23 protein-coding genes and 1 riboswitch are annotated in these 25,389 nt (G+C 70.5%); of the genes, 9 read left to right on the top strand and 14 right to left on the bottom strand.

Annotated elements, in window-relative coordinates; translation table 11 throughout:
• Nucleotides 1-17: 17 nt before the first annotated feature.
• The 4 genes from ACF089_RS14645 to ACF089_RS14630 all read right to left on the bottom strand — a co-directional run bounded on the left by ACF089_RS14645 (nucleotide 18) and on the right by ACF089_RS14630 (nucleotide 4,569).
• Entirely contained in the window at nucleotides 18-1,049 is a 1,032-nt protein-coding gene (locus ACF089_RS14645) for an NlpC/P60 family protein (protein ID WP_392026051.1), read from the bottom strand.
• Between the two features lie 269 nt (nucleotides 1,050-1,318).
• Nucleotides 1,319-2,431, bottom strand: coding sequence for an NlpC/P60 family protein (locus ACF089_RS14640; RefSeq protein WP_392026050.1), 1,113 nt, complete (start codon nucleotides 2,429-2,431; stop codon nucleotides 1,319-1,321).
• A 498-nt stretch (nucleotides 2,432-2,929) separates the two neighbouring features.
• The gene (locus tag ACF089_RS14635) at nucleotides 2,930-4,291 is read right to left on the bottom strand and encodes an NYN domain-containing protein (protein WP_392026048.1); all 1,362 of its coding nucleotides are present in this window, start codon (nucleotides 4,289-4,291) and stop codon (nucleotides 2,930-2,932) included.
• Nucleotides 4,292-4,326: 35 nt separating this feature from the next.
• Entirely contained in the window at nucleotides 4,327-4,569 is a 243-nt protein-coding gene (locus ACF089_RS14630; RefSeq protein WP_190121757.1) for a hypothetical protein, read from the bottom strand.
• A gap of 151 nt (nucleotides 4,570-4,720) precedes the next feature.
• On the opposite strand from ACF089_RS14630, the gene ACF089_RS14625 reads away from it, so the two are divergent.
• The 7 genes from ACF089_RS14625 (at nucleotide 4,721) to ACF089_RS14595 (ending at nucleotide 11,127) form a co-directional block, all read left to right on the top strand.
• A complete protein-coding gene (locus tag ACF089_RS14625; RefSeq protein WP_392026046.1) occupies nucleotides 4,721-5,458 on the top strand; it encodes a rhomboid family intramembrane serine protease in 738 nt (245 codons plus the stop codon).
• Nucleotides 5,455-5,736 carry an Lrp/AsnC family transcriptional regulator gene (locus ACF089_RS14620; RefSeq protein ID WP_392026044.1) on the top strand — a complete coding sequence of 94 codons (282 nt, stop codon included), beginning with the start codon at nucleotides 5,455-5,457 and terminating at the stop codon, nucleotides 5,734-5,736. Before ACF089_RS14625 ends, ACF089_RS14620 begins: the two co-directional genes overlap by 4 nt.
• 78 nt (nucleotides 5,737-5,814) lie before the next feature.
• Entirely contained in the window at nucleotides 5,815-6,225 is a 411-nt protein-coding gene (locus ACF089_RS14615; protein ID WP_392026042.1) for a hypothetical protein, read from the top strand.
• Nucleotides 6,212-7,651: an ATP-binding protein gene (locus ACF089_RS14610; protein WP_392026041.1), complete on the top strand. Its 1,440-nt coding sequence runs from the start codon at nucleotides 6,212-6,214 to the stop codon at nucleotides 7,649-7,651. The genes ACF089_RS14615 and ACF089_RS14610 overlap by 14 nt, the downstream gene beginning before the upstream one ends.
• Nucleotides 7,648-8,310 (top strand): response regulator transcription factor, encoded by a 663-nt coding sequence (locus ACF089_RS14605; RefSeq protein WP_392026039.1) that lies wholly within the window; start codon nucleotides 7,648-7,650, stop codon nucleotides 8,308-8,310. Before ACF089_RS14610 ends, ACF089_RS14605 begins: the two co-directional genes overlap by 4 nt.
• Before the next feature lie 165 nt (nucleotides 8,311-8,475).
• Entirely contained in the window at nucleotides 8,476-9,888 is a 1,413-nt protein-coding gene (locus tag ACF089_RS14600; protein WP_392026038.1) for an SLC13 family permease, read from the top strand.
• 36 nt (nucleotides 9,889-9,924) lie between these two features.
• Nucleotides 9,925-11,127 (top strand): glycerate kinase, encoded by a 1,203-nt coding sequence (locus ACF089_RS14595; RefSeq protein WP_392026037.1) that lies wholly within the window; start codon nucleotides 9,925-9,927, stop codon nucleotides 11,125-11,127.
• Here ACF089_RS14595 and ACF089_RS14590 read toward each other — a convergent pair.
• The 6 genes from ACF089_RS14590 to ACF089_RS14565 form a co-directional block, all read right to left on the bottom strand.
• Nucleotides 11,079-12,452, bottom strand: a complete 1,374-nt coding sequence (locus ACF089_RS14590) for an aminotransferase class V-fold PLP-dependent enzyme (protein ID WP_392026035.1) — start codon at nucleotides 12,450-12,452, stop codon at nucleotides 11,079-11,081. The two genes, ACF089_RS14595 and ACF089_RS14590, sit on opposite strands and share 49 nt — an antisense overlap.
• Nucleotides 12,453-12,658: 206 nt before the next feature.
• Nucleotides 12,659-12,776: riboswitch (SAM riboswitch) on the bottom strand.
• A 141-nt stretch (nucleotides 12,777-12,917) separates the two neighbouring features.
• Complete coding sequence (trpD, locus tag ACF089_RS14585; RefSeq protein WP_392026033.1) at nucleotides 12,918-13,982, bottom strand: anthranilate phosphoribosyltransferase; 1,065 nt, start codon at nucleotides 13,980-13,982, stop codon at nucleotides 12,918-12,920.
• A gap of 132 nt (nucleotides 13,983-14,114) precedes the next feature.
• Nucleotides 14,115-15,752: a cytochrome bc complex cytochrome b subunit gene (locus ACF089_RS14580; RefSeq protein ID WP_392026031.1), complete on the bottom strand. Its 1,638-nt coding sequence runs from the start codon at nucleotides 15,750-15,752 to the stop codon at nucleotides 14,115-14,117.
• The gene (locus tag ACF089_RS14575; RefSeq protein WP_392026029.1) at nucleotides 15,749-16,828 is read right to left on the bottom strand and encodes a Rieske 2Fe-2S domain-containing protein; all 1,080 of its coding nucleotides are present in this window, start codon (nucleotides 16,826-16,828) and stop codon (nucleotides 15,749-15,751) included. Before ACF089_RS14575 ends, ACF089_RS14580 begins: the two co-directional genes overlap by 4 nt.
• Nucleotides 16,825-17,637 (bottom strand): c-type cytochrome, encoded by an 813-nt coding sequence (locus ACF089_RS14570; protein WP_392026027.1) that lies wholly within the window; start codon nucleotides 17,635-17,637, stop codon nucleotides 16,825-16,827. Before ACF089_RS14570 ends, ACF089_RS14575 begins: the two co-directional genes overlap by 4 nt.
• 77 nt (nucleotides 17,638-17,714) lie before the next feature.
• Nucleotides 17,715-18,332: a heme-copper oxidase subunit III gene (locus ACF089_RS14565; protein ID WP_392026025.1), complete on the bottom strand. Its 618-nt coding sequence runs from the start codon at nucleotides 18,330-18,332 to the stop codon at nucleotides 17,715-17,717.
• A 180-nt stretch (nucleotides 18,333-18,512) separates the two neighbouring features.
• Here ACF089_RS14565 and ACF089_RS14560 point away from each other — a divergent pair, with 180 nt between their 5' ends.
• On the top strand, nucleotides 18,513-18,914 hold the full coding sequence (locus ACF089_RS14560; protein WP_392026023.1) for a hypothetical protein: 402 nt from the start codon (nucleotides 18,513-18,515) through the stop codon (nucleotides 18,912-18,914).
• A gap of 189 nt (nucleotides 18,915-19,103) precedes the next feature.
• Here the strand turns inward: ACF089_RS14560 and ACF089_RS14555 are convergent, their stop codons facing one another.
• The 4 genes from ACF089_RS14555 to ACF089_RS14540 all read right to left on the bottom strand — a co-directional run bounded on the left by ACF089_RS14555 (nucleotide 19,104) and on the right by ACF089_RS14540 (nucleotide 23,609).
• Nucleotides 19,104-20,351: an Ig-like domain-containing protein gene (locus ACF089_RS14555; protein ID WP_392026021.1), complete on the bottom strand. Its 1,248-nt coding sequence runs from the start codon at nucleotides 20,349-20,351 to the stop codon at nucleotides 19,104-19,106.
• A gap of 161 nt (nucleotides 20,352-20,512) precedes the next feature.
• Complete coding sequence (locus ACF089_RS14550; RefSeq protein WP_392026020.1) at nucleotides 20,513-20,911, bottom strand: cytochrome c oxidase subunit 4; 399 nt, start codon at nucleotides 20,909-20,911, stop codon at nucleotides 20,513-20,515.
• A complete protein-coding gene (ctaD, locus tag ACF089_RS14545) occupies nucleotides 20,908-22,647 on the bottom strand; it encodes a cytochrome c oxidase subunit I (protein ID WP_392026018.1) in 1,740 nt (579 codons plus the stop codon). The genes ACF089_RS14550 and ctaD overlap by 4 nt, the downstream gene beginning before the upstream one ends.
• Complete coding sequence (locus ACF089_RS14540) at nucleotides 22,644-23,609, bottom strand: cytochrome c oxidase subunit II (RefSeq protein ID WP_392026017.1); 966 nt, start codon at nucleotides 23,607-23,609, stop codon at nucleotides 22,644-22,646. The genes ctaD and ACF089_RS14540 overlap by 4 nt, the downstream gene beginning before the upstream one ends.
• A gap of 295 nt (nucleotides 23,610-23,904) precedes the next feature.
• Between ACF089_RS14540 and ACF089_RS14535 the strand changes: the two genes are divergently transcribed.
• Entirely contained in the window at nucleotides 23,905-25,266 is a 1,362-nt protein-coding gene (locus tag ACF089_RS14535; protein ID WP_392026015.1) for a cysteine desulfurase/sulfurtransferase TusA family protein, read from the top strand.
• Nucleotides 25,267-25,389 lie beyond the last annotated feature (123 nt).

Here is a 25,389-nt window from a genome sequence, read left to right as displayed (position 1 = left end):
ACGGAACGCGGACGCGGTCAGACGCGGGTCACCGAGGAGACGGGCATCATCCCGACGGGGTCGTAGCGGACCGAGGCGCCGGGGTAGGGCGCGTGGACGACCTGGCCGCCTCCCACGTACATGCCGATATGGCTGGCGTCGTCGCGGTAGACGACCAGATCGCCCGGCCGGGCCTCGGAGAGGGAGACCCGGCGGCCGGCGTCGCGCTGCGCCTGGGAGGTGCGCGGGAGGGCGACGCCCGCCTGGGCGTAGGACCACTGGACGAGGCCCGAACAGTCGAAGCCGGAGGGTCCGTTGGCGCCCCACACGTAGGGGCGGCCGATCGCGCCGCGGATCGCGCCCAGCGCGGCGGCGGCGCGGGAGGAGGCGGCCCCCGCGCCGGAGGTTCCGGGCGGCGCGGCGCGGCCGGAGCGCGAGGAGCGGTCGTACTTCCCGCGCTCCCTGGCCGAGAGCGAGTCGAGCAGCCGCCGCGCCGCGGCGAGCTTGCGTTCGACGGTCCGCTTGCTGCGGGCGACCGAGGCCCGGGTGCGTTCCAGTTCGGCGAGGGCCCCGGCGGCCGCGGTCCGCTCCTGGCCGAGTTCGCGCTGCACCCGGCGGAAGTCCCGCAGCACCGCGTTCTGGCGCGCGCCGAGCCGCTCCAGGGCCTCGGCGCGGAAGAGATAGGTGTCGGGGTCGGAGGAGAGCAGCAGATCGAGCACCGGGTCCACTCCGCCGGAGCGGTACTGCGCGCCCGCGACCGATCCGAGCGCCTGGCGCATCCGGTTGATCCGCTCCTGCCCGCGCGCCACCGCGTCCTGGGTGCGCGCCAGCCGTGCGCGCACCTTCCGCACCTGCTCGCCCGCGGCGTTGAAGCGCTCGGTGGCCCGCTCGGCCTCCTCGAACAGCCGGTCCACCGCGCCCCGCGCGCTCCGCGGGGAGTCGTGCGGATCCGCGTTCGCCGGTACGGCCCCGAACGCCGCCGCGGCCGTCGCGGCCGCGGCGGCGGAGGCGACGGTGACCTTGGCACTGTGAGTGAGACCGGGCTGTGAGGGCCGTCGATGGGACGTCACGGACCGCGCTCCCTTCCGCATGTGCGAGGAATGCGTACGGGCGCGGCACTTCCGTGCGCGGAGATGACGCCGCCGCCGTACGAGGGCTGTTGCGCGGCAGACAGTAGCCGGGCGAACACACGGCGGCCAAAGACCTCGCGGGGCGCGCACGGCCGCGCCCCGCCGGGAGACCACAGGTCACCGGCGGGGCGCGGCGTCAGCGAGCGGGCGGGGAATTCCCCCGATTGGGCGGCATGACCGGGCCGCGCGGGCGGCCCGGGCCGATCGGGTCAGCCGACGCGGACCCCGAACTGGTACGGCATGTTGTCGATCGACTCGTAGCGGACGACGGTGCCGGTGCGCGGGGCGTGCAGGACCTGGCCGTTGCCCGCGTAGAAGCCGACGTGGTGCAGGTCCGAGTAGAAGAAGACCAGATCGCCGACCTGGAGATCGCTCTGCGAGTTGATCCGGGCGCCGGCGCCGGTCTGCGCCTGGGAGGTGCGCGGGATGGAGATGTTGGCCTGGGCGAAGGCCCAGGAGGTGAGGCCCGAGCAGTCGAAGGAGTTGGGGCCGGAGGTGCCGTAGATGTAGGGCTTGCCGAGCACGCTCTGCGCGGCCGCGTACGCGGAGCTGGCGCGGCCCGAGCTGGGCTTGGACTCGCTCACGTCGGCGCGGTCGGTGTCGCGGCTGGCCCGGTCGTCGCCGCCGTTGGTGGAGGCGGCCTTCTCGGCGGTGTCGGCGGCGCGGTCGGCCGCCTTCTTGGCCTTCTCGGCCTCGCGGGCCTCCTCGGCCTTGAGGGCCGCGCGCTCCTGCGCGGTGAGGGAGTTGAGCAGCTTCTGCGCGTCGCCGAGCTTGGTCTGCACCTCGCGCTTCTTGGAGCCGAGCACCTCGCGGGTGTCGGCGAGGTCGCCCAGCTTCTCCTGGGCCTCCTTGCGCTGCTGAGCGAGGGCCCGCTGCTTGCCCTGGATCTCGTTGATCGCCTCGGTCTGCTTGGTGCCGATCTGGTCCAGCGCGGACGCCTTGTCGAGGTAGTCGTCCGGGTCCGAGGAGAGGAAGAGCTGGAGGGCCGGGTCCATGCCGCCGGAGCGGTACTGGGCGCTGGCCACCGAACCGAGGTCGTCGCGCAGGTCGTTCAGCTCGTCCTGGCCCCGGGCGACCTTGTCCTGGAGGTTGTCGACCTGCTTCTGGAGCTTGCCCTGCTGCTCCTTGGCGCCGTTGAGCTTCTCGGTGGCCTTCTCGGCCTCTTCGTAGAGCTTGTCGACCTTCGCCTTGACATCGGTCTTGCTCGGCTTGGGGTCGGCCTGAGCGGTCTGGGAGGTCAGGGCCACGGCGGCGGCCGCGGTCGCGGTGAGCACGGTCACTCGGGCGCGGCTCGGCTGCTTGGGACGACGGTGGGACGCCACGAAGGACGGCTCCTTCTTCCTCGAGCCGCCTACCGGGAGGGAGGGCGATTCCCCGGCTCCGCGCCCACAGCTTCCGGGGACATGGCTGAGACGCGCGGACTCGGCGGGCCTCCGCCGCCACCCCGGATGGGTGATCAACCGCGCGAAGGTTCGACGCCTGACCTTAGTGACCCACTTGTGATCACTTCAAATCCTGCCGGGAAAAAACTTGACCGGACACGCATTCTTTACGTACTTCACAGCCGTGATGATGACTATGTGACGCTACGTCCCGTTCTTTTATGTCCGAATCGGGTCATGAGGTGCGCAAGTTGACATTGAGCCCGTTCGGTTGCGGGAGTTGACGTAGCTCCCGCCGATCCCGCGGTGAAGAACGGGCGGGAGACAGCACGGGAGAACGGGCGGGACGCCGGGGCGGGCGTGGCCGGGCGGTCGCGGCGCGAGCGACGGAACGCCGGATGCGGCGGAAGCGCGACGGAAGGCGGCCGGACGGGCCCGTCAGACCCGGGAGAGCCGCTTCAGCAGCAGCGCCGAGGCCACCGGACGCGCGCCCGCCTTGGCCACCCCGTCGGCGACCTCCCGGTCGGTGGAGACCACCACCACCGGCCGCCCCGGCGGCTCCGCCCGCACCAGCTGACGGATCAGCTCGTCCGCCGTCACCCCCGGCTTGGAGAAGAGCACCCGCACCCCGCGCGGCGGCGCGAGCAGCACCGGGGCCGCCAGCTCCGCGCCGTCGAAGACACAGGTGATCTCCGCGCCGGTCTGGGCGGCGAGCACCGAGAGCCCGCCGAGCAGCCGCAGCCGCTGCTTCTCCAGCGGCATCGTGGGATAGCCGGTCTTGGTCACGTTGTAGCCGTCGACCACCAGATGGGCCTGGGGCAGCGCCAGCAGCTGGTCGAGCAGGGCCGGATCGGTCTCGGAGAGCGCGCGGGCGGCGATGTCCTTGGGGGACATCCGGCCCGGCTCGACGGCGTCGACGGTGTCGGCGGGATGCACCGAGACGGGCGGCAGGGCCAGTTCGCGGCGCAGCCCCTGGGCCGCGTCCAGCACGGTGTCCAGCAGCAGCCGCAGTCTCATGTCCTCGATCGACCGGCCCTCGCGGGCGGCGCGGCGGCCCGCCTCCACGGCGGCCTCCGCCTCGCCGAGACGGGCCTTGAGCCGCCGGCTCTCGCTCTCGGCCGCCGACACCTGGGCCGAGGTCTCCGCCCGTACGGTCTCCAGCTCGGCGGTGGCCCGGCGCAGCGCGGCCTCGCCGCGCTTGATGTCGCTCTGGAAGCTGCGCACCTTGCGGCGCAGCGATTCGGCCTCCTTGCGGGAGGTCTCCAGCTCGGTGCGGAGCCGCTCGGTCTCGCTCTTGGTCAGCCCGCGCGCCTCGGTCAGCTCCTCGCGGAGCCGGTCCAGCTCGCGCCGGCCGGCCTCGTCGGCGCGCTCGGCGTCCGCGCGCTGGGCCTCCTCGCCCGCGGCGGCGACGAGTTTCACCCATCCGGCGGGCCGCAGCACATAGGCGGCGGCGGCCACGTCGAGGGGATCGGCCGCGGCGGGCGGGGAGCCGGCCGCCAGCGCGGCGCACAGCTCGGTCTGGACCTGGGTGAGCCGCTCGGCGATGCGCTGCCGGAAGACGGGGTCGCTCTCCAGCGCCGCCGCCATCGCGTTGCCCGCGAACTTGGCCCGCCGGGAGGGGGTGAAGCGGGCGTACTGCCGCAACTGGGCCGGGAGTTCTCCGACGGTGAGCCCGCCGAAGGCGTCCGAGACCAGTGCCACCACCCGGCGCCGGACGCCTTCCGGCAACGGCCGGTCGAGCGCCTCGGCGGCGTCACCGGCCGCACCGGCCGGTTCGGCGCCGCTGTCAGGCTGCTCCACGATCCGTCACCCCACTACCCTTCGCGCGGGCCCCGTCAGGAGTCCGCGCCCGGCCTGTCCACCAACTCGATCTTGTCCACGGCGTTGCACCAGCGGCAGCGCACGGACTCGATGGTCTCACTGAGCACCTCGCGCTCCTCGACCTTGGGCTCTCCGGCCAGGTCCAGATGGACGTATTCGACGACCTTCGACGAGCGGGTGACATCGAAACGGGTGAGATTGCCGCAGAGTGTGCAGCGCCAGCGGGTGTCAGCTGTCGGCGAGGGAACCGTCGTCATTTCGCGTTCTCTTCCGTTGTACGGATTTCCGGTTGCCGCGGTGCGCCGTCGAACTGCGGGTGTACTCCCCGTAACTCTATGGCCTCGCGGCTCTCCGGGGACACGGCGAGGCACTCTGTACCGTTCCATTCCGCTACGCCATGATCTGTCCATGGTTGATTGGCGGAACGTGGCCCTGGGCGCGATCCGGGGTGCGGCGACGGGTCCCACCGTGACGTACGGCCTGATCTCCCTGTGCTGCGCGGTCTTCCTCGTGAGTCCGGTGTCGGGCCTCAACCCCTCGTACGGGACCGGCGACGCGCTGTTGTCGGCCCAGAGCGCGTACTTCGAACGGTGGGGAGTGATCCCCGCCGAACTGATGAGCGGCGACCCCGGCACCCTGCTGACGCCGTTCACCGCACTCTTCGTCAGCGGGAACTGGCTGCATCTGCTCGGCAACATGCTCTTTCTCTACGTCTTCGGCGCGATGGCCGAGGAGCGCCTCGGGCAGATCGAGTTCCTGCTCTTCTACACCGCCACGGGATACCTCGCCCTCTGCGCCTACGCGGCGGCCAACGCCGGATCGGACCAGACGCTGGTGGGCGCCTCGGGGGCGATCTCGGGCGTGCTCGGGGCCTTCCTCTTCCTCTTCCCCCGCGCCAGGGTCACCAGTCTCTTCCCCTTCCTGTTCTTCCTGCCGCTGCGCTTCCCCGCCTGGATCGTGCTGATCTTCTGGTTCGCGCTCCAGTGGCTGGCGGCCTCGGGCGCGGGCAGCGGCGGGCCCGGGGTGGCGTATCTGGCGCATCTGGTGGGCTTCGGGGCCGGTTTTCTCTACGCATGGGGACGTTTTGGACGTAGGGCTAGAGTGAACTCCTCAGCAGCGGCCACCGAGGGAGAAAGCAAGCCGTGATCACCGCGATCGTGCTCATCAAGACCAGCGTGGACCGCATCCCCGAGATCGCGGAGTCGATCGCGTCCCTGGACAGCGTCAGCGAGGTCTTCTCCGTCACCGGGACCTATGACCTGATCGCGATGGTCCGGGTGGCCCGGCACGACGATCTCGCCGAGGTGATCCCGGGCAGCATCAGCAAGATCGCCGGAGTGGAGGCGACCGACACGCATGTGGCGTTCCGCACCTACTCACAGCACGATCTCGAGGCCGCGTTCGCGATTGGACTGGATTCCTGACCCCGGAACCCTCAAGATGAGGACTTCTTCATCTTCGTCTCATCCAGCGTCTCCCGTGGTCTGGCCACTATCGAACACATGGTCTTCTCTCATCGCATAGCGGCACTCGCCGCGGTCGTCGCGATCCCCCTGGGGATCGCGGTGACCAGCTACGCCCTCACCGACAGCCCCGACGACCGCAAGGTTCCCCCCAAGGTGGAACTGCAGACGAGCACGCCCGCGGGCTCGTCCGGCTCGCCGGGCGCGCCCCAGTCCCCGGAGCCCGGCTCCCCGGAGTCCTCCGCCGGGCCCTCCTCCCCCCGCCCCGTCCCCAGCGACGAGACGGTCACCACCCAGCAGCCGAGCACCCCCTCGCAGCCGGTGGACGAGACCGTGTCCGGGCCTCCGGTACGCGAGAACCCCCCGGGCGGCGGCGACGACAATGACGACGACGGCAACGGACAGGGCGACGACGGCCCGGGCGGCGACGACTTCGGTGACGACGGCTGACCCCGTACGCCGCTGGGTCTCCGCACGGCTGCGCATCATGCTCTGGCTGCTGCTCGTCATGACAGTGGCCCTGGGAGCGGTGGCCACGGCGACCCGCTCCGTACTGCTACGCGATGTTGACCACAGGATCAACGGCCTCCTGGTCCAGGAGGCCGCCGAGTTCGCCAACTTCGTCGCCCAGGGAGTGGACCCCAGCGACGGCAAGAAGTTCACCGACCCCAACCCGCTGCTCCGCGTCTTCCTGGCCCGGCAGTACGCCGACCCGGACGAGGAGCTGCTCGGCCTGGTCGGCGTCCCCGGCATGGCCCCCGCCAGCAAGGCCCAGGAGCGGGAGGCCAGGGCCTACCACCCGCTCGCCGACGACACCGCCTCGCGGACCGCGGTCTTCAACTCGCCGCACGCCACCGGCACCCTGAACCGCCCGCAGGGCGAGGTCCGCTGGGCCAAGGTCGAGATCGACTCCGGTCCCTCCCACGAACCGGCCGCCTTCGTCGTCGCCATCCACCCCAAGGGCGAACAGGACAAGGCCAACGACATCTTCCTGATGCTGCTCGCCATCTCCGGGGTCGCCCTGCTGATGACGACCGGCGTCGGCTGGGCCGTCGCCGGGCGCATCCTCCAGCCCGTACGGCTGGTCCGCACCACCGCCGCCCAGCTCACCGAGCAGGATCTGACCCGGCGCATCCCCGTCCAGGGCCGCGACGACATAGCCGCGCTCGCCGAGACGTTCAACGCCATGCTGGACCGGCTGGAGCGCGCGTTCGCCGCCCAGCGGGAGTTCGTCGACGACGCCGGCCACGAGCTGCGCACCCCCATCACCATCGTCCGCGGCCATCTGGAGCTGATGGGCGACGATCCGGGAGAACGGGAGGAGACCGTACGGATCGTCATGGAGGAGCTGGACCGGATGAGCCGCATCGTCGAGGACCTGCTGCTGCTCGCCAAGGCCGAGCGCCCCGACTTCGTCACCCCCGAGCCCGTGCAGCTCGGCGAGCTGACCGCCGACGTCTACGTCAAGGCGCGGGCGCTCGGCGAACGCGAGTGGAAGCTCGCCGGGGTCGCCGACGCCGAGGTCCATGTGGACGCGCAGCGCATCACCCAGGCCATGGTCCAGCTCGCCCAGAACGCCGTCCAGCACACCGTCCCCGGCCAGCGCGTCTCCATCGGCTCCCGCAGCCACGAGGACGGCATCGAGCTGTTCGTCGCCGACACCGGGCCCGGAGTGCAGCCGCAGGACGCCGACGTCATCTTCGAACGGTTCCGGCGCGGGACCGCCCGGCGCGGCGCGCGGGCCACCGGCGCGGGCCTCGGACTCGCCATCGTGAAGGCCATAGCCGAAGGTCACGGCGGGCGGGTCGAGCTGCGCCCCACCGACGGCGGCGGCGCCACCTTCGTCCTCGTACTCCAGAAGGAAGCGACCCTGTGAACCGGATACTCATCGTCGAGGACGAGGAGCGCATCGCCTCCTTCGTGGAGAAGGGGCTGCGCGCCAACGGCTTCACCACCACCGTCGTCGGAGACGGCGAGGCCGCCTACGACTACGCCGTGACCGGCGGCTTCGACCTGATCGTGCTCGACATCGGACTGCCCGGCAAGGACGGCTTCACCGTGCTGCGCCAGCTGCGCGAGGCCCGGGTCTCGGTGCCGGTGATCGTGCTCACCGCACGGGACTCCGTACGGGACACCGTCGCCGGGCTGGAGGGCGGCGCGGACGACTGGATGACCAAGCCGTTCCGCTTCGAGGAGCTGCTCGCCCGGGTCCGGCTGCGGCTGCGCACCGCGGCGCGCGCCCCCGAGGTGACGGTGCTGCGCAACGGCGAGCTGACGCTGGACCTGCGCACCCGCCGGGCCCGCTCCGGCGAGCGGACCGTCGATCTGACCGCACGCGAGTTCGTCCTGCTGGAGCTGTTTCTGCGCCATCCGGGACAGGTCCTCTCCCGCGAACAGATCCTGTCGCACGTCTGGGGCTACGACTTCGACCCCGGCTCCAACATCGTCGACGTCTACGTCCGCGCCCTGCGGAAGAAGCTGGGGGCCGGACGGGTGGAGACCGTTCGGGGGATGGGGTATCGGCTGCCCGAGTGAGACCGCCGGCCCGGGTCCGAGGACTCCGGGACCGCCCTCGCTCGGCCGTGCCCGGGGCCCATGGCCCCGGGCCCTCTTTTCGCCCGCTCCACGGGCCGCGCCGCGTGAAGTTCCTTTCATGAAGTGCTCATGGAGCGCTCACCGCCCGGGTGAAACCTTTCTCATGTGACCTTGAACCTGCGACAAGCGGCGACCCTGTGCGTGGCCCTGAGCATCTGCGCGCTCCTCATCGTCCCGGGGAACTTCCCGGGACTGAGCGGGGACGCCCGGATCACCCTCGCCGTATTCGCCCTGGCGACCTGCGCCTGGATCGGTACGCCGATCGACGACACCTACATCGCCCTCGGCGCCGGGCTCGCTCTCACCGCGACCGGGGTGATCAGCAGCGACGAGCTGTTCGGCACCCTCGGCGACGACACCGTGTGGCTGCTGATCTGCGCCTTCGTACTGGCCGCCGCGGTGGCGCGGACCGGGCTCGCCGGACGGGCGGCCGCCTTCCTCGTCGGCGGGGCCCGCACGGTGCGGCAGCTGGTTCATCTCACGACCGCGGCGCTCGTGGTCACCGCCTTCGCGGTGCCCGCCACCTCCGGCCGGGCCGCCCTCGCCATGCCGGTCTTCCTCGCGCTGGCGAAGGCCCTGTCGGACCGCAAGCGGCTGGTGGTGATGCTGGCGCTGCTCTTCCCCACCGTCATCCTGCTCTCCGCGGTCGCCACCCTGATCGGCGCCGGAGCCCACCTCATCACCGTGTCGGTGCTCTGGGAGGCGGCCGGGGAGCGCATCGGGTTCACCGAGTGGCTGATGATCGGTCTGCCGCTGGCGGTGGTCTCCTCCCATCTGGCCGCGGAGGCCGTGCTCTTCACCACCACCCGCCGCGCGGACCGCCTGGGCCCCGTCCACATCACCGCCGAGGAGATCCAGGAGCACAGCGAGAAGCCCGTCACCGGGCCCTGGGAGCCCGCCGAGACCCGCTGCGCCCTGCTGCTGGCCACCGTGGTCGCCCTGTGGTGCAGCGAACCGCTGCACCGGGTGCCGCCCGCCGTGGTGGCGCTGATCGGCGCCATAGTCGCGGCGTCGCCGGCCCTGGGCACCGTACGGCTCAAGGACGCGCTCAAGACCGTGCCCTGGTCCCTGCTGCTGTTCATGGCGGCGACCATGGCGATGGGCGTCGCGCTCGCCGACTCGGGGGCCGCGAAGTGGCTGGTCGGCGGGGTGCCGCTGGATCTGCCGCCGTGGCTCTTCCTGACGGTGGTGGTGGCGATCTCCACCGTGGCGCATCTGGTGCTCCAGTCCCGGTCGGCGAGATCGTCCGTCCTGGTGCCGCTGGTGGTCGCCGCGGCCGTCGGCGCCGGGGTCAATCCGGTGGCCGCCGCCCTCGCCTCCACCGCCGCCGCGGGCTTCTGCCACACCCTGCCCGCCTCCGCGAAGCCGGTGACCCTCTTCGCCGACATCCCCGGCACCCCCACCTACACCCCGCGCGATCTGCTCAGGCTCTCCGCCGTGCTGGCTCCGATGACCGCGGCGCTGGTGCTGCTGTTCGCGGTCGCCGTCTGGCCGCTGCTCGGTGTGCCGCTCCGCTGACGCGGACAACCCTCCCCTCTGTCAGGAGTACAAACGATGCTGAACCGATTCGCCGTAGCCCCCAGCGGTTTCAAGGAGTCCCTGTCCGCCCAGTCCGCCGCCGAGGCGATCGCCGAGGGCGTGCGCAGGGTGGTGCCCCACGCCGAGATCGATCTGATCCCCCTGGTCGACGGCGGCGAGGGCACCGCCCAGGCGCTGGCCACCGCGTCCGGCGGACGGCTGGTCCGGCTGCGGGCCACCGGGCCGACGGGCGAGCGCATCGGCACCCACTTCGCGCTCCTCGGGGACCGGGAGGAGACCGCCGTGGTGGAGATGGCGGCGGTCGCCGGGCTCTCCCTCGTCCCGCGCGATCTGCGCGACCCGGGCGCGACCACGACCCATGGCGTCGGCGAGCTGATCTCCGCCGCGCTCGACACCGGCGTCCGGCGGATCCTGGTGGGCTGCGGCGACTCGGGGACCTCCGACGGCGGGGCCGGCGCGCTCCAGGCGCTGGGCGCGCGGCTGCTGGACGCGGACGGCCGGGAACTGCCGTACGGCGGCCGGGAGCTGGGCCGGCTGGCCCGGATCGACGCCTCGGGGCTCGATCCCCGGCTGGCCGGGACCGAGATCCGGGTGGCCTGCAACCCCTTCAACGTGCTGTGCGGCGAACGCGGGGTGGCCAGGGTCTTCGGTCCGCAGAAGGGCGCGACGCCCGCGCAGGTGGAGCAGCTCGCGGCGGGCCTGGAGCACTGGGCCGACGTCCTCACCCGGGATCTGGACGTCCGGACCGATCTGTACGGCGGGCCCGGTACGGGGGCCTCCGGCGGTCTGGGCGCGGGGCTCGCGGCGCTCGGCGCGCAGCTGCTCCCCCGCTTCGACGTGCTGCTGGACCATCTGGACCTGGACGCCCGGCTGGCCCGCGCCGATCTGGTGCTGACCGCCGAGGGCGCGCTCGACCACCAGACCCCGCGCGGCAAGGTGCCGGCGGAGGTGGCGCGGCGCGCCAAGCTGTACGGGCGTGAGGTGCTGGCGCTGGCCGGGACCATCGGGGAGGGCGCGCATCTGGTGCGCTCGACCGGGGTGGACGCGTACAGCTCGATCCTGCCCGCGCCGGTCACGCTCACGGAGGCGCTCGGCCGCGGCGGGGAGTTCCTCACCGACGCCACCGAGCGCGCCCTGCGGATGATCCTGATCGGGACGCGGCTACCGGTTCACGCGGAGGCGGTGTCGGGGACGCAGCGGCCGTCCTCGGTGCGGTAGTTCCAGCGCGCGCCCTGGGAGACCAGCTCCCGCACGGCGCGTACGAAGCGCTCGACGTGCTCGTCGGGGGTGCCGGCGCCGAAGCTGACGCGGATCGCGTTGAGGGACTTCTCCCCCGGCTCGCTCTCCGGGGCGCCGCACTCGCCCGGATCCTGCGGCTCGCTGCCGAGCAGGGTGCGGACCAGCGGGTGGGCGCAGAAGAGCCCGTCGCGGACGCCGATGCCGTACTCGGCGGAGAGGGCGGCGGCGAAGTGGGAGCTGTTCCAGCCCTCGACCACGAAGGAGATCACTCCCACCCGGGGGGCGTCGTCGCCGAACAGCGAGAGCACCTTGACCTGCGGGACCTCGGCGAGACCGGCGCGGACCTCGGCGACCAGCCGCTGTTCGCGGGCGACGAGCGTGTCGAAGCCGGCCTCGGTGAGGGCCTTGCAGGCCGAGGCGATGGCGTAGACGCCGATGACATTGGGCGAGCCGGCCTCGTGGCGGGCGGCGGTGGAGTGCCACTCCACCTCGACGCCGCCGTCGGCGCGGCGGGCGACCTTGCGGGAGGCCCCGCCGCCCGCGAGGTACGGCTCGGCGCTCCGCAGCCAGTCGGCGCGGCCGGCGAGCACGCCGGAGCCGAACGGGGCGTACAGCTTGTGCCCGGAGAACGCGACCCAGTCGACGTCCAGTTCGCGCACCGAGAGCGGGTGGTGGGGCGCGAGCTGGGCGGCGTCCAGGACGATCCGGGCGCCGTGGGCGTGGGCGGCGGCGGCGAGTTCCCTCACGGGCCACAGCTCGCCGGTCACATTGGACGCGCCCGTGACACAGACCAGGGCGGGGCCGTAGGGGTCGCGGTCCGCGAGGGCGCGCTCCAGCGTGGTGACGGCCTCGGCCGGGGTGCGCGGGGCGTTGAGGTAGGTGACCTGGGCGTCGCGCCACGGCAGGAGCGAGGCGTGGTGCTCGGTCTCGAAGACGAAGACCTGGCAGTCGGCGGGGAGCGCCGCGGCCAGCAGGTTCAGCGAGTCGGTGGTGGACCGGGTGAAGACGAGCTGGTCGTCCTCGCGGCAGTCGAGGAATTCGGCGACGGTCCGGCGGCTGTTCTCGAAGAGGTCCGTGGAGAGCTGGGAGAGATAGCCCGCGCCGCGGTGGACGCTGCCGTAGTACGGGGCGTACGCGGCGACGTCGTCCCAGACCCGCTGGAGGGCGGGGGCGCTCGCGGCGTAGTCCAGGGCCGCGTAGGTGACCTCGCCGCCGGTGACCAGCGGGACGGTGACCTCGCGGCCGAGGACGGGGAGGGGGGCGCTGAGGGCGGTGTCGACGGCGGTGCTGGGGCGTGCGGACATGGCGGAATCTCCCGGCGGGACAGGCTGAATGGCTTCATGGACCCGGACGCGGGCGTGCGTCACCGCAGGGCGGCGTGCCGGGGGGTGCCTCGGGCGCGGCGGTCGCCGCGCGTGGAGGGTGTGCTGAAGAAGGGGCGTTCAGCCCTATCGCATTCGCTTGCTCACGAGACTGCTCCCTTGAGGACCAGGACCCCAGGGCGTGCAGGGGTCCGCGCTTGCCGCAGACCTCGCTGCCTACGGCCTGGTCTTCACCCGGGGCACCCCGCCACGGACGGAGGGTTGCCGGACAGCGGGCCGGGGCCGTAGTCGCTGTCGCTCATGACCTGCAAGGACGGTATGCCAACGACACTTGGCCGCGCAACCCTGTCCCGCATCCCGGAATCCGGCGCCCGCCCCGCGCCGACGCCGCCGTGACGCCCCGGCGGGGTGTCACGGCGGGGTGTCACGGCGGCGCGGCGGGCTCGGTCAGGCGTTGGTCGCGGCGACCCAGCGGTCGAGGGCGGCGGCGGCGGCGCCGGAGTCGATGGAGTGGGCGGCCCGGGTGACGCCGGCGGCGAGCTGGTCCTCCAGGGGGGCGTCGGCGGGGTCGAGGGCGACCAGCGCCGCCGCCGAGTTCAGCAGGACCGCGTCCCGCACCGGCCCCTTCTCGCCGGCGAGGACCCGCCGCGCCACCTCCGCGTTGTAGGAGGCGTCCGCGCCCCGCAGCGCCTCCACCGGGACCAGCGGGATCCCGATGTCCCGCGGGTCGAAGGCCTGCTCCCGCACCGAGCCGTCCCGTACCGCCCACACCCGCGACGTCGCCGTCGTCGTCAGCTCGTCCAGCCCGTCGTCGCCGCGGAAGACCAGCGCCGAGGAGCCGCGCTCCGCGAGCACGCCCGCGAGGATGGGGGCCATTCTGGCGTCGGCGACCCCGGTGGCCTGGGCCTTCACCCGGGCCGGGTTGGTCAGCGGACCGAGGAAGTTGAAGGTCGTACGGATCCCCAGCTCCTTGCGGGCCGCCGCCACATGCCGCAGCGCCGGATGGAACTTCACCGCGAAGCAGAAGGTGATCCCCGCCTCCTCCGCGACCTCGGCCACCCGCTCCGGGGTCAGCTCCAGATTGACCCCGAGCTTCTCCAGCACGTCGGACGCGCCCGAGGCGCTCGACGCCGCCCGGTTGCCGTGCTTGACGACCTTCGCCCCGGCGCCCGCGACGACGATCGCGGACATCGTGGAGATGTTCACCGTCTTCGCGCCGTCGCCGCCCGTGCCCACGATGTCCACGCTCGGCCCCGGCACCTCGATGAGCCGCGCGTGCGCGTACATCGTCCGCACCAGTCCGGAGATCTCTTCCACCGTCTCGCCCTTGGCCCGCAGCGCCACCGCGAATCCGGCGATCTGCGCGTCGGTGGCCGCGCCGCTGAGGATCCGGTCCATCGCCCAGGCGGTGGCGTCCGCGCTCTGGTCGCGCTGGTCGAGGAGCGAGTTCAGCACGCCGGGCCAGGAGAGGTCCGCCACGCTGTCGCCGCCTACCGGGGTCACAACGTTCATGGTCCGCTCCAGGGTCCAGCTGGGAATAAGGGTTAAGACTCCACCCTATCCAGCCCCGGGGACGGCGAAGAGCCCCGTCCAGTGCCTGGACGGGGCTCTCGCTGTGGCGATCGCGACGATCGGTTCAGGTGATCAGTGGTGGCCGTGGCCGCTGGTGATCTCCTTGTACTCCTCGGCGGTGGGCTTGGCGATCTGGTTCCCCTCGCCGTAGAAGCCCTGGCTCAGCTTGGCCTGGGTCTTCTTGACGAGCGACACCTTCCGCTCGACGCCGTTCTCGTCCACGGTCGGGCCGATCTCGATCGGCCGGTACTGCTCGTGGGCCGTGAGGCGGTACAGCTCACCCTGGCTGAGCGGCTCGTGCACCTCGACGAACTCACCGTGCGGCAGGCGCTTGATGATGCCGGACTCGCGTCCGTGCAGCACCTTCTCCCGGTCGCGGCGCTGAAGGCCGAGGCAGATCCGCTTCGTGATGATGAAGGCGATGACCGGTCCGGCGAAGAAGAAGATCCGGACGAACCAGGTGATCGCGTTGATCGACAGATTGAAGTGGGTCGCGGCGATGTCGTTACCGCCGCCGAGCAGCATGATGAAGTACGCGAACAGCCACGCCACACCGAAGGCGGTACGGGTCGGGGCGTTGCGCGGACGGTCCAGGATGTGGTGCTCGCGCTTGTCCCCGGTGACCCAGGACTCGATGAACGGATAGACCGCGATCGCGCCCAGCACCAGCGGGAAGACCAGCAGCGGGATGAACACGCCCAGGGCGAGGGTGTGGCCCCAGGCGTTGATCTCCCAGCCTGGCATCACACGGATCAGACCCTCGGCGAAGCCCATGTACCAGTCGGGTTGCGCGCCGGTGGAGACCTGGTCGATCCGGTAGGGACCGAGTGCCCAGATCGGGTTCAGCGTGGCGACCGCGGCGACCACCGAGATGATGCCGAAGACCAGGAAGAAGAAGCCACCCGCCTTGGCCATGTAGACCGGCAGCAGCGGCATGCCGACGACGTTCTTCTCGGTCCGGCCGGGACCCGGGTACTGCGTGTGCTTGTGGTACACGACGAGGATCAGATGGCCCACCAGCAGTCCGAGCATGATGCCCGGCAACAGCAGGATGTGGATCGAGTAGAACCGGCCGACGAAATCGTGGCCCGGGAACTCTCCGCCGAACAGGAACATCGAGATGTACGTGCCGATGATGGGCACGGACAGGATCGCGCCCTGCACGAAGCGGACACCGGTGCCGGAGAGCAGATCGTCCGGGAGCGAGTAACCGGTGAAGCCGGTGAACATGCCCAGGACGAGCAGCAGGAAGCCGAACAGCCAGTTGACCTCGCGCGGCTTGCGGAACGCGCCCGTGAAGAAGACGCGCATCATGTGGACCATCATCGCGGCGACGAAGATCAGCGCGGCCCAGTGGTGGATCTGCCGGATGAGCAGACCGCCGCGGACGTCGAAGCTGATGTCCAGGGTCGAGGCGTACGCCTCCGACATGCGCACGCCCTGCATGGGGACGTAGCTGCCGTGGTAGACGATCTCGTTCATCGACGGGCTGAAGAACAGCGTCAGATACACACCCGTGAGGATGATGATCACGAAGCTGTAGAGGCAGATCTCGCCCAGCATGAAGGACCAGTGGTCCGGGAAGATCTTCCGCATGTTGGCCTTGGCCAGGCTGTAGATGCCCAGCCGGCCGTCCGCCCAGTCCGCGACCCGTTCACCCGCGGGTGCTTTGCGCTCGGGGCGCTTGGTGTCAGTGGCAGTAGTACTCATCCGCGCTCCCAGAAGGACGCACCGACAGGCTCGTCGAAGTCGCCGAGCGCTTCGAGGTTGCCCTCCGCGTTCACACCGATCCGCAGCTGCGGAAGGGGGTGACCGGCGGGGCCGAAGATGACCCGGGCTCCGTCGGAGAGGTCGAAGGTGGACTGATGACACGGGCAGAGCACGTGGTGTGTCTGCTGCTCGTACAGGCTGATCGGGCAGCCGACGTGGGTGCAGATCTTGGAGAAGGCCACGATTCCCTCGTGGGACCACTCCAGCTCGCGCTTGTCCTTGATGTCGTCCGGACGGATCCGGACGATCATCAGGGCGGCCTTGCCGATCTGGATCTGGAAGTCGTGGGCGTCGTCCTTCAGGCCCTCGGGCATGGCGAAGACGAGCGAGCCGACGGTGATGTCCTCGGGACGCAGCGGCTCATGCGTGTTCATGTTGATGAGCTGCTTGCCCTTGGCCCAGAGCGTCTCGCGGAGCTTGCGCTCCGGCAGCGGGCCCAGGTCGCGCAGCAGCACCACACCGGTGAGCGGCACCAGCGCCAGCGCGCCGAACATCGTGTTCCGGATCAGCTTCCGGCGGCCGAAGCCCGACTCCTCGTTGCCGGCCGCGAAGTCGGCCAGCACCTGGGCCTTCACCTCGGGCGACGCCTCGATGGGGTGCCGGTCGTCGGCGACCTCCACGTCGGACATCAGCGTGCGGGCCCAGTGGACCGCGCCCGCGCCGATGAAGAAGAGGGCCGCGCCGAGCGTCCAGCCCAGCGAGAAGTTCAGCGCGCTCACCCGGCCGAAGGGCCAGATGTAGACGAGCTTGTCGACCGGGAAGGCGACGAAGCTGGCGATGAACGCGACCGTGGAGAGCATGGAGAGCGTGAACAGGAGCGCGACGGTGCGCTCGGACCGCTTGGCGGCCCGCTCGTCGATGTCCTGGATGCGCGGCTTGTGAGCCGGCAGCCCCGGGTCGTGGAACGGGTCCTCGTCCACACGCTGGGCCACGGCGGTGCCGCCGTGCCCTGCCGCGCCGTGCGCGGCGCCCTGCTCGACCGGCAGGTTCTCTTCTGGAATGTCTTGGCTACTCATGACTTCTTGGCCTTAGCGGTGTGGGCCGCGACCCAGACGGCGGTTGCGATCAGCGCACCCAGACCGAAGATCCAGGCGAACAGACCCTCACTGACGGGACCGAGCCCGCCCAGCGTCAGACCGCCGGGGCTCGATGCCTTGTTCGGGTCGTTCATGGTCTCGACGTAGGCGATGATCTCCTTCTTCTCCTTCTCCGGCATCACGCCGTCGGGGAAGGAGGGCATGTTCTGCGGGCCGGTCTGCATGGCCTCGTAGAGATGCTTGTTGCTGACGCCCTCAAGGGTGGGGGCGTACTTGCCTTCGGTCAGCGCGCCGCCCTTGCCGGTGAAGTTGTGGCACTGGGCGCAGTTGGTGCGGAAGAGGTCGCCGCCCCGGGCGACATCGGCGCCCTTCGGGCTGTACTGATCCTCGGTCGGCGTGATCGGACCGGCGCCCAGCGAGGCGACGTACGCCGCGAGCTGGTCGATCTCGGCCTGGGAGTAGATGACCTTCTTCTTCGGCACCTGTGCGCCGCGCTGCTGCGCCGGCATACGTCCGGTGCCGACCTGGAAGTCGACGGAGGCAGAGCCGACACCGACGAGGGACGGGCCGTCAGTGGTGCCCTCGCCGCCGGTTCCGTGGCAGCTCGCGCAGCCCACGGTGTACAGCTTCTTGCCCTCCTCGATGGCGAGGGACTGGGAGGTTTCATCGGCCTGTGCCTTGTCCGCAGGCGCGAACGCGGCGTACAGCCCCCCGGTGGCCGCCAGCGCGAGGAGTAGGACGACGACCGCCGCCAGCGGATGGCGTCGTCGTGCGGAGAGCTTTTTCACGGATTACCCCGGTGTCAGGATTTTCTGCGTCGATGCTTCTGGACTGTGTCTGCTTCGGGCGCGAGCGCCCACGCCCGTTACTTGATCATGTAGATCGTGGCGAAGAGGCCGATCCAGACGACATCGACGAAGTGCCAGTAATAGGACACGACGATGGCGGAGGTTGCCTGCTCATGGGTGAATCTCCTGGCCGCGTAGGTCCGGCCCAGGACCAGCAGGAAGGCGATCAGGCCGCCTGTCACATGCAGTCCGTGGAAGCCGGTGGTCAGGTAGAACACCGAGCCGTACGGGTCCGACGAGAGTGAGATCCCGTGCTGGACCAGCTCGGTGTACTCGTACACCTGACCGCCGATGAAGATCGATCCCATGATGAACGTGATGATGAACCACGTGCGCAGCTTCTTCACATCGCCGCGCTCGGCGGCGAATACGCCGAGCTGGCAGGTGAGGGAGGAGAGCACCAGGATCGTGGTGTTCGTCGCCGAGAACGGGAAGTTCAGAAGGTCGGCCTTCGAGGACCAGAACTCGGCACCCGTAACCGAGCGCAGAGTGAAGTACATCGCAAAGAGGGCCGCGAAGAACATCAGCTCGGAACTCAACCAGATGATGGTTCCGACGCTGACGAGGTTCGGCCGATTGACCGACGGGTGCGCGTGCCCGGTTTCTACTGTCGTTGCTGTCGCCACGACCGACATTATGTCGGTCGCTTATCCCGCCCTCACTCCGGGGGGTGCCGTTCGGTGTGTCAGTGGCCGCTGTGCTGCCCGAACGGCCCATCGGCAGGGTGTCCGAACCGCTGTTTACGAACAGGGGGAGCGAGTAGCATCCGGCCCACCGGTACCTGATCCAGAGGGCCCCGACGACGCGGAGGAACAATGCAGCCGACCGCCACCGTGCTGGTCTACAGCGATGACGCCAACACCCGTGAGCAGGTGCGGCTGGCCACCGGTCGCAGGCCCGCGGCCGATGTCCCCCCGGTCGAGTTCATCGAGTGCGCGACCCTGCCGGCCGTGCTCAAGCAGCTGGACGAGGGCGGGGTCGACGTCTGTGTGCTGGACGGCGAGACCGTGCCCGCGGGCGGCATGGGCGTCTGCCGGCAGATCAAGGACGAGATTTTCAACTGCCCGCCCGTGTTGCTCCTGATCGGACGCCCCCAGGACGCCTGGCTGGCCACCTGGAGCCGCGCTGAGGCCGCTGTGACGCTTCCGGTGGACCCGGTGGAGTTCGCGGACGCGCTGGCCGCGCTGTTGCGCGAGAGGCTCGGCGTGGGGGCCTGACGGCCCGTTCCCCGGGGGCGGGCCGGCCCCGGGCCGCTTCCGGGCGGCCCGCGGCCGCCCCCGGGGCGGGAATCCGCCCGGTCCAGGGGCGGTTCTCCGCCTGATCCGGGCGCGGTCCGGGCGCGGGCGCGCCGGACCCGGCGGGCGGGAGCCTCTGATCCCGGTGTGGGCCGGGGCCCGGGCCGGGCGCTAGATCCGGGGCCTGAGCCGGGCCACGTCGGTGGTGCTGCTGCCGTCCCTGGTCGCGCCGACGAGGGCGCTGCCCTTGCGCCAGTCGGCCCAGGAGAGGTTCCAGTCGCCGTAGCCGTTGCCGAAGGTGTCCATGTCGTCCCCGATGCTGTTGACGACGTGGACGAGGTCGCCCTCGCGCACGGTCTCGTAGAACCAGGCGGCGTTGCCGGTGGACATGCCCGTACAGCCGTGGCTGACGTTGGCGTATCCGTGGGATCCGATGGACCAGGGCGCGGCGTGGACGTACTCGCCGCTCCAGGTGACCCGGGTGGCGTAGTAGACCGGCAGGTCGTACGCCTCGGAGCCGCCGATGCCGACGCTGGAGCCGCGCATCCGGACGAAGTACTCCTTGCCGAGGACCACCTTGACGCCGTTGCGGGTGGAGAATCCGGGCTTGCCGGTGGTGATCGGAATGGTGTTGATCACTTCTCCGTTGCGGAGCACGGTCATGTAGTGCGAGGAGGCGTCGGTGATGGCCTCGACCCGGTCGCCGATGGTGAGCTTGAGCGCTTCGGAGGCCCCGCCGTAGAGCTGGTGGGAGACCTTGACGCCCTGGAGGTTGCTGGAGGCGGTGACCTTGGCGCCGGCCGGCCAGTAGTCCTTGGGCCGGAAGTGGAGATTCTGGTCGTCCACCCAGTGCCAGGCGCCCTCGACCGACGGCTTTGAGTCGACTTTGAGGCCGCGTTCGATGACGGCCCGCGCCTCGCGGTCCTTGACGGGCAGGCTCAGCTCGGCGATGAGCGGCTGGCCGACGCCGTAGGTGCCCGCCTCCGGGCCGAAACCCACCGTCAGGCGGCGTTTGGCCGGGGAGGTCTCGAAACCGAGCGTACGGGTGCCGGGAGCGCCCTTCTTGTCCTCGGTGGCGACCCGGGCGGTGTACTTCGCGCCGGCCGACAGGGCTCCCGTGGACCGCCAGCGGCTGCCGTCGGCGGCCAGCTCGCCCGCCAGGTGGTGACCGGAGTCGTCGACGACCGTCACATCGGTGATCCGGCCCTCCGTGCCCTTCACGGTGACCTCGAAGGGCTTGTCCGGGCTGGCCTTCGCGGCCCCGGCGGGGGTGTTGAAGGCGATCTGCCGGGCCGCGTCGAAGGGCTTGGCGGAGAGCGGGTGGCTCTTCGTCTCGCCGCACGCGGTCGCGGCCGCCCCCAGGGCCAGGACCAGCAGGGTGCAGCGGAGAACGGAGCTGAGGCGCGGCGTCTGGTTCATAGCCTCACGGTATGAATGCCGCATCGCGACGGCGCGTTGAACGCGTACAAACGGGCGGGCCCGGCTCCCCCGCACGAGTGAGGGGGAGCCGGGCCCGGACCGTCTGTCCGTCCGCGCGAGGTGGTCGCGCGGGCGGTACGGCGATCGCCGGAATCAGCGGGTCACTGGTTCTGGCTCTCACCGCGGTAGTACTCGAACACCCATCCGAAGATGCCGATGAGGATGAGCGGCGCCGAGAAGTACATCAGCCACCAGCCCACGGCCACGGCGAGGAAGGCGAACGCCGAACCGATGGCCAGCGAGAGCGGCTGCCAGCTGTGCGGGGAGAAGAACCCCACCTCGCCGGCCTCGTCCGCGACATCGGCCTCCTGGTCGTCCTGCGCCATGTCGTCCACGCGCCGGGCCGTGAAGGCCAGGTAGTAGCCGACCATGAGGCTCAGGGCGAACGCCATGAAGAGCGCCGTGGTGCCGGCCGGCTCCTTCGACCACACGCCGTACAGGATGGCGACGGCGAGGATGAAGACGCTCAGCCACAGGAACATCTTTCCCTGGATCTTCACTTGGCCGCCTCCTTCCCGGCGGTGAGGGCCTTGTCGACCTCGCCGCGATTCTCGAGCTGGTCGACGATCGCGATCTCAGGGTGATGCAGATCGAAGGCCGGCGATTCGGAACGGATCCGCGGAAGGGTGAGGAAGTTGTGCCGCGGGGGCGGGCAGGACGTCGCCCATTCGAGCGAACGGCCATATCCCCACGGGTCGTCCACCTCCACCTTTTTCCCGTACTTCGCCGTCTTCCAGACGTTGTACATGAAGGGGAGGACCGAGGCGCCGAGCACAAACGAACTGATGGTCGAAATGGTGTTCAGCGCGGTGAACCCGTCGGCCGCCAGATAGTCCGCGTACCGCCGCGGCATTCCCTCCGCGCCCAGCCAGTGCTGGACCAGGAAGGTGCCGTGGAATCCGATGAACAGCGTCCAGAAGGTGATCTTGCCCAGACGCTCGTCCAGCATCTTGCCCGTGAACTTCGGCCACCAGAAATGGAAACCGGCGAACATCGCGAAGACCACGGTGCCGAAGACGACGTAGTGGAAGTGCGCGACGACGAAGTACGAGTCGGAGACGTGGAAGTCCAGCGGCGGCGAGGCCAGGATGACACCGGTCAGACCACCGAAGGTGAAGGTGATCAAGAAGCCGATCGTCCAGAGCATCGGCGTCTCGAAGGACAGCGAGCCCTTCCACATGGTGCCGATCCAGTTGAAGAACTTCACGCCGGTGGGCACCGCGATCAGGAAGGTCATGAACGAGAAGAACGGTAGGAGTACGCCGCCCGTCACATACATGTGGTGCGCCCACACCGTCACCGACAGACCGGCGATGGCGATGGTGGCGGCCACCAGGCCCGAGTAGCCGAACATCGGCTTGCGGCTGAAGACCGGGATGATCTCCGAGACGATGCCGAAGAACGGCAGCGCGATGATGTACACCTCTGGATGGCCGAAGAACCAGAAGAGGTGTTGCCACAGCAACGCGCCGCCATTGGCCGCGTCGAAGATGTGTGCGCCGAATTTCCGATCCGCCTCCAGCGCGAAGAGCGCGGCGGCGAGCACGGGGAAGGCGAGCAGGACCAGAACACCGGTCAGCAGCACGTTCCAGGTGAAGATCGGCATACGGAACATCGTCATGCCGGGAGCGCGCATGCAGATGATCGTGGTGATGAAGTTGACCGAGCCGAGGATGGTGCCGAAGCCCGAGAGGGCGAGGCCCATGATCCACATATCGGCGCCGACGCCCGGCGAGCGGACCGCGTCCGACAGCGGGGAGTAGGCGAACCAGCCGAAGTCGGCCGCACCCTGGGGGGTGAGGAAGCCGCCGACCGCGATGAGCGAGCCGAAGAGGTAGAGCCAGTAGGCGAACATGTTCAGCCGCGGGAACGCCACGTCGGGCGCGCCGATCTGCAGCGGCATGATCCAGTTCGCGAATCCGGCGAACAGCGGGGTGGCGAACATCAGCAGCATGATCGTGCCATGCATGGTGAACGCCTGGTTGAACTGCTCGTTCGACATGATCTGCGTGCCGGGACGAGCCAGCTCGGCGCGCATGACGAGCGCCATCAGTCCGCCGACGCAGAAGAAGACGAACGACGTGACCAGGTAGAGCGTACCGATGGTCTTGTGGTCGGTGGTGGTCAGCCACTTCACCACCACATTGCCCGGCTGCTTGCGCCGTACCGGCAGCTCGTTCTCGTATGAGTCGTCAGCTGCTGCGGCGGCACCCTGGGATTCGTTGAGGATGCTCACAGTTGCTTCTTCTCCGCGTCCTTGGCCGGGTCCGTCTGGGCGATGCCGGACGGGATGTAGCCGGTCTGCCCCTTCTCGGCCAGCTCCTTCAGATGCTGCTGGTAGCGCTCCGGGGAGACGACCTTGACGTTGAACAGCATGCGGGAGTGGTCGGCGCCGCAGAGCTCGGCGCACTTGCCCATGAAGGTGCCCTCCTTCGTGGGCGTCACCTCGAAGGCATTGGTGTGCCCGGGGAAGACGTCCTGCTTGAAGAGGAAGGGGACCACCCAGAAGGAGTGGATCACATCACGGGAGGTCAGGATGAAACGGACCTTCTCTCCCTTGGGGAGCCACAGGGTCGGGCCCGGGTTGCCGTTCTGAGGATTCCGGGTGCCGGGGATGCCGTAGTCGTACACACCGCCGGCGTTGGCCGGGAAGTCCTTCAGATACTTGTTCGGGACCGCGTTGAGGTTCTTGTCGGTCCGGGCGTCGCCCTTGGAGCCTTCGACGTCCTCGACGTAGTTGAAGCCCCAGCTCCACTGGTAGCCGACCACATTGATGTTGTGGACGGGTCCCTTGGAGAGGGAGAGCAGCTTGGACTCGTCACGCGCGGTGAAGTAGAAGAACACCGAGACGATGATGAGTGGGACCACGGTGTACAGCGTTTCGATCGGCACGTTGTACCGGGTCTGCGGTGGTACCTCCACCTTGCTGCGGCTGCGTCGATGGAAAATGACGCTCCACAGGATCAGACCCCACACCAGAACGCCCGTGACGAGCGCCGCAGCCCATGATCCCTGCCAGAGGGAGAGGATGATCGGCGCCTCTTCCGTGACCGGGGTGGGCATGCCGAGGCGTGGGAAGTCTTCCCATGTGTATTCGCAGCCGGTGGCGGTAACCAGGATCAGGCCCGCAGTCAGCGCCTGCGGCAGCTTCCGCCGCATCGGGCGCCGCGACGAGCGGTCGGAGCCGTTGGGACTCACGTAGCGCCTTCCCGAGAGTCTCGGCCCGCGCGACGGGTTGCGGCCGTCTCGCTGGTCGGTCGCCGGCCCTGACGCGGGCAGGGGTTTGGATGTTTATGCGGACCAAACCCTACTGGACGCTATTTGGGGTCGCGCGGGGAGGGTGCCCAACGCGCCGTCCGCCCCCCCGAAGGGGTGGAATCCCCCTGGATAACGTGCGCTTTTCCACGGGAATCGCTCGGGTATTCGCCAGGGTTTTCGGTGCGGGGCACCGGCATCTGACGCTCCCTCGGCGCGGGAGGGTTAGCGTGGCGCGGTGTCCTACTTCGATGCCGCGTCCTCCGCTCCCCTGCACCCGGTGGCCCGCCAGGCCCTCGTCGCCTCCCTCGACGAGGGGTGGGCGGACCCGGCCCGGCTCCATCGCGAGGGCCGGCGGGCGAGGCTGCTGCTGGACGCCGCGCGGGAGGCGGCGGCCGAGGCGGTGGGGTGCCGCCCCGACGAGCTGGTCTTCACCCCGTCGGGGACGCACGCGGTCCACCTCGGCGTGTCGGGGGCCCTGGCGGGCCGCCGGCGGGCCGGGCGGCGGGCGGTGGTGTCGGCGGTGGAGCACTCCGCGGTGCTCCACGCGGCGGGCGAGGACGCGGTCCTGGTCCCGGTGGACCGGCTCGGCCGGGTGGCGGTGTCCGACTGGGCCGGGGCGCTGGCGGGGCCGACCGCCCTGGCGTGCCTCCAGTCGGCCAATCACGAGGTCGGCACGGAGCAGCCGGTGGCCGAGGCGGCCGACGCCTGCCGGGCCGCCGGGGTGCCGCTGCTGGTGGACGCCGCCCAGTCGCTGGGGTGGGGGCCGGTCGGCGGCGACTGGTCGCTGCTGACCGCGAGCGCGCACAAGTGGGGCGGTCCGGCGGGGGTGGGGCTGCTCGTGGTGCGCAAGGGGGTGCGGTTCGCGCCGCAAGGACCGTCGGACGAGCGCGAGTCGGGTCGTACGCCGGGCTTCGAGAACATTCCGGCGATCGTGGCGGCGGCGGCCTCGCTGCGGGCGGTGCGGGCCGGGGCGGACGCCGAGGCGGTACGGCTGCGGGCCCTGGTGGACCGGATCCGCGCCCGGGTGCCGGAGCTGGTGCCGGATGTGGAGGTGGTGGGCGACCCGGTGGGAAGGCTCCCCCACCTCGTCACCTTCTCCTGTCTCTATGTCGACGGGGAGGCGCTGCTGCACGAGCTGGACCGGGAGGGGTTCTCGGTGTCGTCGGGCTCCTCGTGCACCTCCGGCACGCTGGAGCCGAGCCATGTGCTGCGGGCGATGGGGGTGCTGAGCGAGGGGAACGTGCGGGTGTCGCTGCCCCCGGGCGTCCCGGCGGAGGAGGTCGACCGGTTTCTGTCGGTGCTGCCCCGGGCGGTGGCCTCGGTGCGGGAGCGCCTCGGCGCGCCGGCGGCCGGGCAGGGCGGCGGGGGCCCGGAGTCCCTGGTCGTGGACGCGCTCGGGAAGCGGTGCCCGATTCCGGTGATCGAGCTGGCGAAGGTGATCGGCCGGGTGCCGGTGGGCGGGACGGTCACCGTGCTCTCGGACGACGCGGCGGCGCGGCTGGACATCCCGGCGTGGTGCGCGATGCGGGGGCAGGAGTACGTGGGCGAGGAGGAGCGGGAGCGGGGGGCGGCGTACGTGGTGCGCCGGGCGGGCTAGGACGCGGGACACGCGGGCGGCGCGGCGGGATCCGGAAGAGGGTCCTGGGGCACGCGGGCCCGGCGGAACCGGGGAGAACGGCCCCGGGGCACTCGGGCGCGGCGGGGTCCGGGAGAAGGGCTC

Origin of the sequence: Streptomyces sp. NPDC014894 (assembly GCF_043080985.1) — a bacterium.
Lineage (GTDB): Bacteria > Actinomycetota > Actinomycetes > Streptomycetales > Streptomycetaceae > Streptomyces.
Note: the sequence above shows the minus strand (reverse complement) of the source record. Positions and strands in the feature narration are given on the sequence as shown.